Source organism: Vibrio sp. CAU 1672, from assembly GCF_029223195.1.
Taxonomy (GTDB): domain Bacteria; phylum Pseudomonadota; class Gammaproteobacteria; order Enterobacterales; family Vibrionaceae; genus Vibrio.
Window position 1 is genome coordinate 18,099 of sequence record NZ_JARHUF010000035.1, and the last position, 12,170, is coordinate 30,268.

General features: G+C 50.2%; 10 protein-coding genes, 1 tRNA gene and 2 pseudogenes. 6 read left to right on the top strand and 7 right to left on the bottom strand.

The annotated features are described in order from the left end of the window. The 5 genes and pseudogenes from xerC to P2G85_RS19815 all read right to left on the bottom strand — a co-directional run bounded on the left by xerC (window position 1) and on the right by P2G85_RS19815 (window position 3,993). On the bottom strand, window positions 1-933 hold the full coding sequence (xerC, locus tag P2G85_RS19795; protein WP_275865786.1) for a tyrosine recombinase XerC: 933 nt from the start codon (window positions 931-933) through the stop codon (window positions 1-3). After that, window positions 899-1,630 (bottom strand): DUF484 family protein, encoded by a 732-nt coding sequence (locus P2G85_RS19800; protein ID WP_275865787.1) that lies wholly within the window; start codon window positions 1,628-1,630, stop codon window positions 899-901. The genes xerC and P2G85_RS19800 overlap by 35 nt, the downstream gene beginning before the upstream one ends. Next, entirely contained in the window at window positions 1,624-2,454 is an 831-nt protein-coding gene (gene dapF, locus P2G85_RS19805; protein ID WP_275865788.1) for a diaminopimelate epimerase, read from the bottom strand. The genes P2G85_RS19800 and dapF overlap by 7 nt, the downstream gene beginning before the upstream one ends. A gap of 10 nt (window positions 2,455-2,464) precedes the next feature. Then, window positions 2,465-3,718: a diaminopimelate decarboxylase gene (gene lysA / locus P2G85_RS19810; protein WP_275865789.1), complete on the bottom strand. Its 1,254-nt coding sequence runs from the start codon at window positions 3,716-3,718 to the stop codon at window positions 2,465-2,467. Window positions 3,719-3,781: 63 nt separating this feature from the next. Next, a pseudogene (locus P2G85_RS19815) lies at window positions 3,782-3,993 on the bottom strand (lipoprotein). On the opposite strand from P2G85_RS19815, the gene cyaY reads away from it, so the two are divergent. Next, window positions 3,973-4,287 (top strand): iron donor protein CyaY, encoded by a 315-nt coding sequence (gene cyaY / locus P2G85_RS19820; protein WP_275865790.1) that lies wholly within the window; start codon window positions 3,973-3,975, stop codon window positions 4,285-4,287. The pseudogene P2G85_RS19815 and the gene cyaY sit on opposite strands and share 21 nt — an antisense overlap. Window positions 4,288-4,352: 65 nt before the next feature. On the opposite strand, the gene P2G85_RS19825 is transcribed toward cyaY, so the two are convergent. Then, window positions 4,353-6,881, bottom strand: a complete 2,529-nt coding sequence (locus P2G85_RS19825) for a class I adenylate cyclase (RefSeq protein WP_275865791.1) — start codon at window positions 6,879-6,881, stop codon at window positions 4,353-4,355. A gap of 345 nt (window positions 6,882-7,226) precedes the next feature. On the opposite strand from P2G85_RS19825, the gene hemC reads away from it, so the two are divergent. The 5 genes and pseudogenes from hemC to P2G85_RS19850 all read left to right on the top strand — a co-directional run. After that, window positions 7,227-8,165 carry a hydroxymethylbilane synthase gene (gene hemC, locus P2G85_RS19830; RefSeq protein ID WP_275865792.1) on the top strand — a complete coding sequence of 313 codons (939 nt, stop codon included), beginning with the start codon at window positions 7,227-7,229 and terminating at the stop codon, window positions 8,163-8,165. A 2-nt stretch (window positions 8,166-8,167) separates the two neighbouring features. Next, entirely contained in the window at window positions 8,168-8,896 is a 729-nt protein-coding gene (locus tag P2G85_RS19835; protein WP_275865793.1) for a uroporphyrinogen-III synthase, read from the top strand. 17 nt (window positions 8,897-8,913) lie between these two features. Beyond that, window positions 8,914-10,125 (top strand): uroporphyrinogen-III C-methyltransferase, encoded by a 1,212-nt coding sequence (locus P2G85_RS19840; protein ID WP_275865794.1) that lies wholly within the window; start codon window positions 8,914-8,916, stop codon window positions 10,123-10,125. Then, window positions 10,122-11,303: a heme biosynthesis HemY N-terminal domain-containing protein gene (locus tag P2G85_RS19845; RefSeq protein WP_275865795.1), complete on the top strand. Its 1,182-nt coding sequence runs from the start codon at window positions 10,122-10,124 to the stop codon at window positions 11,301-11,303. Before P2G85_RS19840 ends, P2G85_RS19845 begins: the two co-directional genes overlap by 4 nt. 397 nt (window positions 11,304-11,700) lie before the next feature. Further along, window positions 11,701-11,829 (top strand): annotated as a pseudogene (locus P2G85_RS19850) (transposase); the annotation flags it as partial. A gap of 220 nt (window positions 11,830-12,049) precedes the next feature. Here P2G85_RS19850 and P2G85_RS19855 read toward each other — a convergent pair. Next, a tRNA-Ser gene (locus P2G85_RS19855) sits at window positions 12,050-12,140 on the bottom strand. Window positions 12,141-12,170 lie beyond the last annotated feature (30 nt).

Consider the following 12,170-nt stretch of genomic DNA (forward strand, 5'->3'; position numbering starts at 1 on the left):
TTATTCATTACTCTTCTTACGCGCACGTGGATGGGCCTGATCATAAGCCTGCGCAAGATGTTGAAAATCCAGATGGGTATAGATTTGGGTGGTAGAGATATTTTCATGCCCCAGCAACTCTTGCACGGCACGTAAATTATTGCTCGATTCCAGCATATGGGTAGCAAAGGAGTGACGCAGTTTATGCGGACTGATGTGGCTCGCCACGGCCTGTTTCTGCCCCCATTCCGCCATACGTTTTTGTACGCTGCGATGAGAAATTCGCGTGCCAAGTTTGGAGACAAACAACCCCGGCTCACCAGCGGCAGCGATGCCGCCTCTCAACTTAAGCCATTTCGCGACCCATTCCGTGGCTAAACCGGAAAATGGCACTTTGCGCTCTTTATCGCCTTTACCGATCACCCGCAGCTCACCGCTTCGCAAGTGCACATCACGGACATCCACACTCACCAGCTCCGCCAAACGCAGACCGGCGCCATACATCAGCTCCATCATCGCCCGATCGCGCACCGCCAGCGGATCGTCTTCATCGACATCCAGCAACTGGCTGACTTCATCAATATCGAGATTTTTCGGCAATGGTCGCTTTTTACGTGGCGCGGAAACACCTTTGGCCGGATTGGCTGACATCTCACCGCGCAGGATCAGAAAATCAAAAAAACTGCGCAGCGAAGACAAACGGGTGGCCAGACTACTGGCTTTCAGCCCTTCACGCATCCCCTTACCGGCCAGCTGGCGAACCCAGCCGGCGTCCACCGCAGACCACTCGGTAAGCCCCATTTCCAGTAAATGACTGGCCATGGTTTCCAACTGCTGTTTGTAGTTACGCTGAGTATGTAAACTTAGTCCTTTCTCACTGCGCAGGAATTCGTAGAAACGCTCCAGCGGCCGTCTGAGGCTACTGGGCAGAGGTGTGTTGGGTGTTGTCGTCATGATGAGTTTGCCATACCAGAGTCTGCGCCAGATGAGCGACAACCAGTGAAAGGTGACGCAAAAACAGCGTATCCATGTCTGGCTGAAAATGCCCGCCTTCCTGGCTGGAGAACGCCAGCACGCCCAGGGGTTGTTTTTTGACCAGGGGCAGCACCACATAAGAGCCCATTTCCGGCACATCCATATCACCAAACAAAGCCTCACGATCCATTTTACGCAGACGGCCCAAATATGCGTCCTTACCGTTCAGGTGCGTGGTGGCAAAACGCTGGTAATTCTCCTTGCTCAGCTGAACCTCGGCATCACACTGGCTAAACAGGCGCACGTAGGCCTGTAAACCTAACTCGATAGCTTTCTGCTCAATGGCATGAATGACTTGCTGGAAATCATTACACTTCAGGATTTGCCCTTGCAGATCCATAAACTCATAAAACGTCCGGTCATTATTGGCCGCCAAAGACATTAGCGCCGTGATCTCTTCTTCCAGCTCTTCAATCCGTTGACGCTGACGATTCATTTGCACATGCACCAGGGAAACCGTCCCTAAATCGGTATGTGGCATTGACAGCCGATCGAGCAGCTCTGGTCGGTTAACAAAATAATCGGGATGATCCTGCAGATACTCCGCCACCACTTCGGCTGTCAGCGCATCGGCTTGTACGTCAGACAAATCGTTTCCTCTTTCTTCTACTAACACGACAGCTGCCCATCAAAAACATGGGTTGCCGGGCCGGTCATGTACAGCGGATGCCCCGGCCCCTGCCAGCGGATCTGTAAGTCACCGCCCGGCAGGCTGACTTTGACACTCTCATCCAGCAAACCCTGAATAATACCCACCGCAACGGCTGCACAAGCACCGCTGCCGCACGCTTGTGTTTCTCCTGCGCCGCGCTCATACACCCGCAAGTGTACATGATCGCGTGATGTGACCTGCATAAAGCCAGCATTAACCCGCTCAGGGAAACGTTCATGGGATTCAAGTAACGGACCTAACGTATCTACATCCGCCGTTTCGATATCATCCACCACAGTCACCACATGGGGGTTGCCCATACTGACGGCACCGCAGAACAGCGTCTTGTCACCGGCACGTAAGATATAGGTCTTCTCTTGCTGCTTGGCTTTGAATGGGATCTTACCGGGTTCGAACTCCGGGATGCCCATATTGACCGACACATCCCCCACGTCATCAACATCGAGGATCATTTTGCCTTTTTTGGTGCTGACGCTGAGACGGTATTTATTGGTTAAACCTTTAAGGCGGACAAAACGCGCAAAGCAGCGCGCACCGTTCCCGCACTGCTCGACTTCACTACCGTCAGCATTAAAAATACGATAATGAAAATCGGTTTCCGGGTCGTAGGGAGCTTCGACGACCAATAACTGGTCAAAGCCGACCCCGGTATGACGATCCGCCAGGCGGCGGATCAAATCTTGAGAAAAATACACGTTCTGAGTAATGCAGTCGACCACCATAAAGTCGTTGCCTAAACCGTGCATTTTTGAAAAATGGAAATGCATTTGCTGTGTGTTACTCCGGTAGAATCTGTTCCAGCTGCCACAAACTGGTCAGCTCCTCACGCTGGCGAACCAGGTGGCTTTGCTTACCATCCACCATGACTTCTGCCGCTCGGGTACGGGTATTGTAGTTGGAAGACATCACAAATCCATAGGCGCCAGCAGAACGAACCGCGAGCAGATCACCTTCTTGCAGCACCAGCGCACGATCTTTACCCAAAAAGTCCCCGGTTTCACAAATCGGCCCCACTAAGTCATAGGTCACCGGATCGCCATCACGCGGCGAAACCGGCACGATGTCTTGCCATGCCTGGTACAACGCCGGACGCATCAGGTCATTCATCGCCGCATCAATAATGGCAAAATTCTTATGTTCCGTGTGCTTGAGAAACTCAACTTTGGTCAGCAGAACGCCGGCATTGGCAGCAATCGCCCGGCCCGGCTCAAAGATCAACTCCAGCTCAGGATGATTGGCTAAACGCCCCAGTAATGCTTTGGCATAGTCAGAAGGCTGTGGGGGTAGTTCATCACGATATACCACTCCTAAACCGCCGCCGACATCCAGATGACGGATGTTGACACCTTGCGCTTTCAAATCGTCAATCAGAGCCAACAAGCGATCAGTGGCATCAATAAACGGCTCAATCTCGGTCAACTGAGAGCCAATATGACAGTCAATTCCCTGGACATTCAGGTTGGGTAAGCTTTGGGCAAACTGATACACCGCCGGGGCACGATCAAACGCAATACCAAACTTGTTGTCTCGCAGGCCAGTCGAAATGTAGGGGTGGGTTTTGGCGTCAACATCCGGGTTAATCCGCAGCGAAATCGGCGCGATCATACCCAGCTTGCCTGCCACCTCATTCAGACGCTCTAGTTCCGGTTCAGATTCGACATTAAAGCACTTAATCCCTAACTCCAGAGCTCGCTGCATTTCTGCGGTCGTTTTGCCCACACCGGAAAATACCACCTTGCTGGCGTCACCGCCGGCCGCGATAACTCGCTCCAGCTCGCCTCCTGAGACAATATCAAAACCTGAGCCTAAGCGAGCCAGTGCGTTGAGCACCCCAAGATTTGAGTTCGCTTTAACCGCATAACATACCAGGTGGGGATGCTGGCCCACCGCGCTGTCAAACGCGCTCCAATGGCGTTCCAGTGTCGCCCGTGAGTAGACATAAAGCGGCGTACCGTATTGTTCTGCTAATGAATTGAGTGGCACATCTTCAGCCCAAAGCTGGCCATCATCCTGATAATTGAAGTAATCCAAAATTCGCTTCCCTTATTTATTCGACTGCTAAACCCTGACTGTTCACCGTCTGTATCGGGTCATCTATTGTGACTGCTCGTTCTGTTGAGTGTCATCCGGAATATAGAGTGCGCCTGACTGCCCACAGCCCGCAAGAGCTGCCGCCACCATGACAAACCACACAGTAAGTAATTTTTTCATTTTGCATATCGTGATTATTAATCCAATGCCCCCTATAATCGCACCACACTCAGGAAAAGCAATAGGACAGACGGATGAACGATACTGAATTTCATCAACTGGTTGATACGCAGATGCAAATCATCGAAGAAGCCATCGATGATTCAGGTGCAGACATTGATTACGAAGTGTCGGGCAATGTGATGACTCTGGAGTTTGAAGACCGCAGCCAAATCATCATCAACCGCCAAGAGCCGATGCACGAAATATGGCTGGCCTCCCGGTCGGGCGGCTTCCATTTTCAGTGGCGAGAAGAACAATGGATTTGTTCTAAAACCAAACTCGAGCTGACGGAGATGGTTAAGCAAGAGTGTGAAAAACATGCTGGTGAACGTATCGACTGGGTGTAAGCCCTGACGGGATATTCGCACACACAAAAAAAGAGCACCTCTGGTGCTCTTTTTGCGTTTCTGATTCAGGCATTCACCGCTTTGGTCGGACGGGTCGGGGTACAACCATCATTGCGGTACGGAATCACATAGGTACTGCCTTCTTCCGGATGGATGATCTGATAGTACTGCGGCAGGTTAAAATTGATGCACTTCGACGCCACGGGATTATCGTCCTTCACGGAAGTGTAAAAACTGTTGACCGAAGTGATCATCTCATCCTTCGAACCACTGAACTGATGGTACACCTCTGTCTGATTGGTTTCATCCAACACATAAATGTTGAAGCCTTTATCAGTATCTTCAAAAAAGAACTGCACCAGACCTTCGCTGGCATAACCATCGACCACATCCGGCAGTTGGTATTCCTGTTCACGATCCAGCATCAGCAGCGGCGACCCCTTCAACTTGTTGGTCGAGATACTGCGATAAAAATCGATCGAGTTTTCCAGTTTTTGCACTGAAACCCCGCGACGCTCAAAGAACAAACCGTAAGTCTGACAGCCCAGGCGAATAGCCTTAAAGCGCCGACGTTTCTCCTGCTCTACCGGCTTCAAGCGTAAATCAATGCATTCAGCCAGCAACTGATAGACCGTATTACGCATCACACCTCGCATATTCTTGGCGTAACAGAATACATCCACCGATTCTGGTGGTATCGCATCCTGATGCATCTTACCCAGAATGGTTTTCAACGCATCCAGCATCGCCGTTTCACCCTTAAAGTGTAAGGTACGTACTTCATGCCATGAGTTGCGATAAACCAAATCAACACTGCCGACCAGATTCTTATGTTCAGGGCCGAAACTAAAAATGTCGGTGTTCTTGACATCCACTTTCAGCGATCGTCCTGATAGCTCCGAGGTCGGATCGCTCTCAAAGTTGATGTACATCGCCAACTGACTAATTTCACACGGGCTTGCCAGCGCCTGCATAGTCGGCCGGCGCTTACGCAGCGAGAAAGTATTACGCAAATCACTGACCATCTGATAAAACTTATCGATATCAATTTGCGCTTCACGCACCACCGCATGCAAACGGGTCGATTCTGTGATCAGACCATTGAAGAATGCCCAGGCAACCAGCTTACTCAAATACTCATGATGCTCAAGGTACGGCTGGCCGAGGATCCGATGGGGAAGCAATGGTTGCTTGTATAAATACCAGCCGGAACGATTGACGCCGCCTTCCTTCACTTCAATAAAACTAAGGTCAGGCTCATGTAAGTCCGGTGAGATCTGCGGGTTGAGCAACGTCACTTTCCCCGGCAACACCTCGAAAGCGGCATACAACTTACGCGCCAAAATACTGATGTCCTGCGGGCTGATCGCGGAGGTGATATCATTGCGTCGCGCAAACTGGATCAGGTTACGGTAACTTTGCATCAGGGCGTCCAGCAGCGCATGGTGTACCAATTTGACCTGTTCGACTTTCCAGTTACGCCGATCATCCAGCTCCGCCAATACATCATCGCCCCAGTTCCACTGTTTGATCATATCGGCAAGCGCTTCACGCCGCCAGGGAACCGAGCCCACCGCTGGCTCCCGGGACAATTTTTCGTGAGTCTTGAGGTAAAAGCAGCGCCTGACCAGATCCAAGCGGTTTTCATCCTGAATGCGCTCCAGATAAAGAGTGACCTTTTCCAGCATCAGGTAGTACGCATCCATTCCATACAAATCAGGCTCATGGGCAAAGAAGCGGCGTTTGGTGTCAATACTTAACAGCTGGGTGTGCGGGTACTCCCAGGAATAGGCTTCCAATAAAATGGCTTTGAGTACCGATTTGTATGGTGAGTCAATACTTTTATACAACTGCCACAGGTTCGAGCCAAAATACTCTTCCGCCGGAATCCGGTTCAATTTTCCGAAGTCGATCCATTCATCGCAATTAATGTACCCGTCCTGACACAGCCTTGCCACGTACTCGTCGTAGCACTCTTCCATTTCAGGTGGCACCAATTGCCATAGCAAACGTCGTCCGGCCAGACGAACTGCAGAACGATAAAATTCATCTAACAGCAGCAGGTGCTGAGAAGAGCCGCAGTTTTCACCGGTCATCTCTTCAGAGTGGTTGCTACGAAATCGGTCTTCATCCATTAGGAAAAAGTTGGCTTCCACGCCGTGGCTCTGCGCCCAGTCGGTGATCAACAGGCACTTATTGCTCAGCAGCTCTCTCGCATCACTGGCCATATTCTGGTCAATACACACCCAGATATCCAGATCACTCGAGGTACTCTGACCGATAGAAGAAGTGCTCCCCATGGTGTACAAACCCAGGATTTCAGGCTGGTCTGCCGTCTCCAGGGGTTGATGGATGGTCAGCTCGGTATCATCAATAAACTGCTGTTGAATGGCGTTGGGTTCAAAGGCGTGCACGCCAAACGGAACGTCAGCGTCGTAGTAACCCGGGATCACCGGATGGTTAAAGTTCAACAAGGCAGGAATCAAGTGAAAGACTTGCTGGCTTTGCGAATCCATAAGCGCCAGCGCACGCTCAACACGTTGCTGGTTCAAATTATCTAGTCGCTGAATGAGTTTCTGGGTATATGCCTGCAAGGGAATATCCTTGGTTGAACAATATCGAAAATCTGCTGATGTTTTAGACCAAACCGGCTAGAAAACGTGATCAATTTAACACTTTCGCCGCGCCAGGTAAAGATTTCCAATTGCAAATAGTTTCAGCCTTTACTTCCGCTGTCTGGAGCAAAATTAACGGCGCCGTAGTGTCGCTTGGAATCCTCTTAACTAATAATAGTCCATAGGCTAAATGAGAAATATGTCACACTATTTTCATGCCATGGTGTAATTCCGCTCCGCAAGCTCGGTGATAATCAACTAACAGTAAGATTTTCCCGGTTGGGATGGTAGGATTAATACAAATAAAACAGCATTGAGAAGACCATGACACAATCCACACCTATTCGCATTGCGACTCGAAAAAGCCCCCTTGCTCTCTGGCAAGCCCACTTTGTCAAGGACGCACTACAAGCGGCCCATCCCGGTTTGGAGGTCGAATTGGTGACAATGGTAACCAAAGGGGATGTGATCCTCGATACCCCACTGGCCAAAGTGGGTGGCAAAGGCTTATTCGTCAAAGAGTTGGAAGTGGCAATGTTGGAAGGCAGAGCCGATCTGGCGGTCCACTCGATGAAAGATGTGCCCGTCGACTTTCCGCCCGGGCTTGGCCTTGTCACTATCTGTGAACGGGAAGACCCGCGCGATGCATTTGTATCCAATCACTACCCTAACATTGATGAGCTCCCACAAGGTGCGATCGTAGGTACCTGTAGCTTACGCCGCCAGTGCCAGCTTAAAGAATACCGCCCGGATCTCGTCATCAAGGAACTGCGTGGCAATGTCGGGACACGCCTTGGTAAACTCGACGCCGGAGAATACGACGCTATCATTCTTGCCGCAGCCGGTCTGAAACGCTTAGAGCTTGAAGAACGTATTCGCAGCTTTATTGAACCAGAGCAATCTCTGCCAGCAGTTGGTCAAGGTGCGGTAGGTATCGAATGTCGCATGGATGACGAGCGATTACTGAAACTGCTTGAGCCACTCAACCACCGGGATACCGCCGATCGCGTACGCTGTGAGCGTGCCATGAACCTGACACTGCAAGGTGGATGCCAGGTGCCGATTGGCAGCTACTCGCTACTTGATGGGGACGAGATTTGGTTACGCGCACTAGTGGGTGAGCCTGATGGCAGCCGCATTGTGCGCGGTGAAGCCCGTGGCCACCGTGATAACGCAGAAACACTGGGGGTTGAGCTGGCGAACGAGCTGCTTGACAACGGCGCTCGTGAAATTCTAACCAAATTGTACGAAGAACACGAATAACCATGGCAGTCTTGGTTACCCGGCCAGGAGAGCAAGGCCAGCAGCTTTGCTCTCAGCTACACGCACACGGTATTCCAGCGCTGCACCAGCCTCTGATCGACATTGTCGCCGATCTGACGGACTCACACCTTGTTCCTTTATTAGCGCGGGCCCACATCGTCATCGCTGTCAGTCAGCATGCCGTGCAGTGCGCTGAACAGATTTTGGCGAATCACCAGCAATCATGGCCACCACAAGTGATTTACCTTGCCGTCGGTCAAAAAACCGCGCACTATTTGAGCAAATACACCCAACAAAACGTACACTACCCACAAATCAGTGACAGTGAACATTTGCTGCAACTCGGACCGCTGCAAGACATTTCCGGCAAAGACATTGTGATTTTGCGTGGTCATGGTGGTCGGGAACTGATCAAACAAACACTAGCAAGCCGTGGCGCACAAGTTCATTATAGTGAGACCTACCAGAGAGAATTTATCCCTTTCGATCCTGTAAGCTGTGTCTCATCGTGGAAACAACACCAGATAGACCAAATCATTGTCACCAGTGGTGAACAACTGGACTATTTATGCCGTCAGCTGTCACCAACACAATTGACATGGCTGACTCAACAAGAGTTATTAATCCCCAGTCAGCGTATTGCTGATATGGCCGTGCAGCGGGGGTTCACTCGGGTTCGGTGCACAGGAGGCGCATCAAACCAACACATACTGGCTGCTCTCCAGCCCTAGCGACATAGGATATAGGCATGACAAATAAAAACGACGAACAAAAAAAGAAAAACCTTTCCGAAGAAAGTTCATCAGCACCGCTAGCTGAAACCACTGCGCCAGAGCCAAACAGCGAACCTGAAGCCAAAGAAGCTCAAGGCCAGACCGAACCCCCTCAGGCAGTGGCAGCGGACAAAAGTGAATTTGAAGAAAAACAAGGTAAGCGCGGCGTTAAACTTGGAACCCTTGCGATTGTTCTTTCAGTCCTGTTTAGCGGTGGTTTGGCATATAAACTGCACCAACAAGAGAACCTCTATCAGGAGCAAATTGCTCAACTGCAACACCAATTAGATCAGTCACACGCAGCAATGCAGCAGGCGCTTGAACAGACTAAACGTGAAACATCTGAACAGACCAATACTGTTTTACATAACACCGAAGTGGTTCTTGGCCAGCAACAGAAAAGCATTGAGAGCCTGCAGATGGCCATTGCCGATGTGAAAGGCCGTCGTCCTAACGACTGGTTACTGGCGGAAGCCGATTACTTAGTCAAACTGGCTGGGCGTAAACTGTTTTTAGAGCACGATGTGGAGAGCGCAACTCAACTGATGGGAAGTGCCGATCAACGCATTGCCGCGCTTAATGACCCAAGCCTGGTGAACTTACGCAAAGCCATGGCAAACGACATCACAAAATTACGTACCGTGCCACTGATTGACCGTGATGGCCTGGTGCTGCGCATTACTGCATTACAACAACAAGTTGATCGCTTACCTCTGGCAAACGCGCTGTTGCCTGAAGCGGAACAGGTTGAAAAGCCTCAGGTATCCGAAGACCTTGCTAACTGGAAAGAGAACCTGATGACGTCATTAAAAGACTTCTCAGAAAACTTCATCACTTTCCGTACACGCGATGGCAACGTCATCCCTCTGCTATCACCAGAGCAACATTTCTACTTAAAAGAGAATATCAAAGCCAAACTAGAAACCGCGATCAAAGCGGTATACACCGAGCAAGGCGAGCTGTACACCACCGCATTAACGACCGCTAATAAGTGGGCGCTTGCCTTCTTCAACCAAGAAGACAATACGGTTCAAGAGCTCACTCGCACACTTGACCTGTTAAGTCAGCAAAATATTCAAGTAGAGTACCCCGTCAAGCTAGAGAGCCAAACTCAGCTGTCGGATGTGATCCGTGAGCGCTTACGCCGTGATGTCACCACCATGACAGATCTGGAGGCGCAACAATGATTAGACTGATCTTCCTCTTTGTCGTTCTGGGCGCGGGCTTGTTTGCCGGCACCCAATTTTCCGGTCAACAGGGTTATGTCCTGATCTCCATCGCCAACACCACGCTTGAGATGAGTGTCACCACCTTGGTAGTGTTTGTGATTGCAGCCCTGGCTGCACTGTTTTTGCTTGAGTATTTGATCAAAAAAGTCATCTACACCAGTTCGGCAACCTGGAACTATTTCAGCATGCGGAAAATGCGCCGCTCTCGCCGCTACACCAATGAAGGTATTATCCGCCTGCTAGAAGGCGACTGGAAAGGTGCAGAGAAGAAAGTGACACGCTGGGCTAATCACCACGATATGCCACTACTCTGCTATTTAGTGGCATCAGAAGCCGCCCAGGGTCAGGGTGATAAAGCCAAACGTGATCGCTACCTGGCATTAGCAAGTGAGCAGGAAAACGCCCAGCTTGCTGTCGAGTTGACCCGAGCAAAGCAGTTTGTCCGTGATAATGACTATACCGCGGCATTCGATACCCTGCAGACATTAAAGGGCCAGTACCCGAATAACACTATCGTCCTGAACCTGCTGAAAACCACCTATATCCAGTTGAAACTGTGGCAACCACTGATTGATTTGCTGCCTCAATTGAATAAAGCCAACCTGATCAAAGATGATGAGCAGGCTGAACTGATCCAGCAAGCGCAATGCGGGCTGTTACACGAAGTCGCTCAGCAACAGGGAAGTGAAGGACTGATCGCCCACTGGAATGGCTTGCCACGCAAGGTAAAACATAATTCCCACCTGATCGCGTGTTTTGCCAAAGAGCTGATCGCAAGAAAAGCCGATTCGGAAGCCTTCACGGTATTAAAAGAGAGTGTAAAAAAATACCCAAGCGCTGAGCTCTATCGGTTACTGCCTGATCTGAATGTTCCGGATGTTCACCCAGTGATCGTTTTCTTAGAAGATGTTGTCAAAAAAGACCCGGAAAATGCAGCAGCACACAGTGCCTTGGCCCACTTCTTCTTCCGTCAGGAAAAATGGCAACCGGCACAAACGCATTTTGAAATTGCATTGAAGCTTCGCTCTGACGTTTCGGACTATGCCTTTTTGGCCGACACCCTGGAAAAGCAAAACCTGACCAAGGCAGCTCACGAGGTGTCACGCAAGGCGCTAATGTTAGTAAAAACAGACTAATCCTCTTCTCTCCAAACCGTAAACCTAAAGCCGGCAGCCCTCCTGCCGGCTTTTTTATCCTCTATACCCGCCAATTACACTGCCATTCTCTGTCTATAACGATCACCCTGACTCTATCGACTACCATCTCGATAGCATGGGCTTTTCATGGATAACCTCCCTGGCCATATAAGCTTGCAGCAGGTTGATATCTGGTTTCAGGACGAAGCGAGACTAGGACAACAAACCCAGGAACGCGCCCAAGAGCGGTGAAACGACAACCGTTTGATTATGGCTGGTCTATTTGGTTCAATCTGTCCCTGTAGAGGAATTGGTGAAGCGATAGTCGTATTCTGGGTCAACAAAGCCATAATGTAGAGCACTTAAGACAGAGCTCATCAGTCACTGAAAAAGGCCGTTGCGCGTTGTTGTAATGGATGGTGCAAGATGGCATACCGAAGAGATTGCCAATGAACTCGCGAACGTCAGCATCACCAAATTGCCGCCATATTCACCTGAACTGAACCCTATTGAGCGAGTATGGTGTTAGTTCAGACAGCACTATCTGGCCAACCAATGTTTTGAGAACTATGACAACATTGTTTCCACATGTCTGCACAGCCAGGAATCGGTTTCTGCAGAGCACCAAAAGGGTCAGCAAAATGTACTCAAGAGGGTGAATAGGCCTGGTTAATTTTCCGGACTGGTATCAGTTTTCCCAGTCCGGAAACGAAGAAACCCCAGTCTTTCGACTGGGGTTTGAATAGTGGCGGAGAGATAGGGATTTGAACCCTAGATACGCTATTAACGTATGCCGGTTTTCAAGACCGGTGCTTTCAACCACTCAGCCATCTCTCCGCAAATTGTGTGCTTCTAGCGTGATGTCAC

Coding starts and splice junctions, on each gene's coding strand:
- xerC (WP_275865786.1), bottom strand. CDS start 933: ATGACGACAACACCCAACACACCTCTGCCCAGTAGCCTCAGACGGCCG.
- dapF (WP_275865788.1), bottom strand. CDS start 2,454: ATGCATTTCCATTTTTCAAAAATGCACGGTTTAGGCAACGACTTTATG.
- cyaY (WP_275865790.1), top strand. CDS start 3,973: ATGAACGATACTGAATTTCATCAACTGGTTGATACGCAGATGCAAATC.
- hemC (WP_275865792.1), top strand. CDS start 7,227: ATGACACAATCCACACCTATTCGCATTGCGACTCGAAAAAGCCCCCTT.
- P2G85_RS19835 (WP_275865793.1), top strand. CDS start 8,168: ATGGCAGTCTTGGTTACCCGGCCAGGAGAGCAAGGCCAGCAGCTTTGC.
- P2G85_RS19840 (WP_275865794.1), top strand. CDS start 8,914: ATGACAAATAAAAACGACGAACAAAAAAAGAAAAACCTTTCCGAAGAA.
- P2G85_RS19845 (WP_275865795.1), top strand. CDS start 10,122: ATGATTAGACTGATCTTCCTCTTTGTCGTTCTGGGCGCGGGCTTGTTT.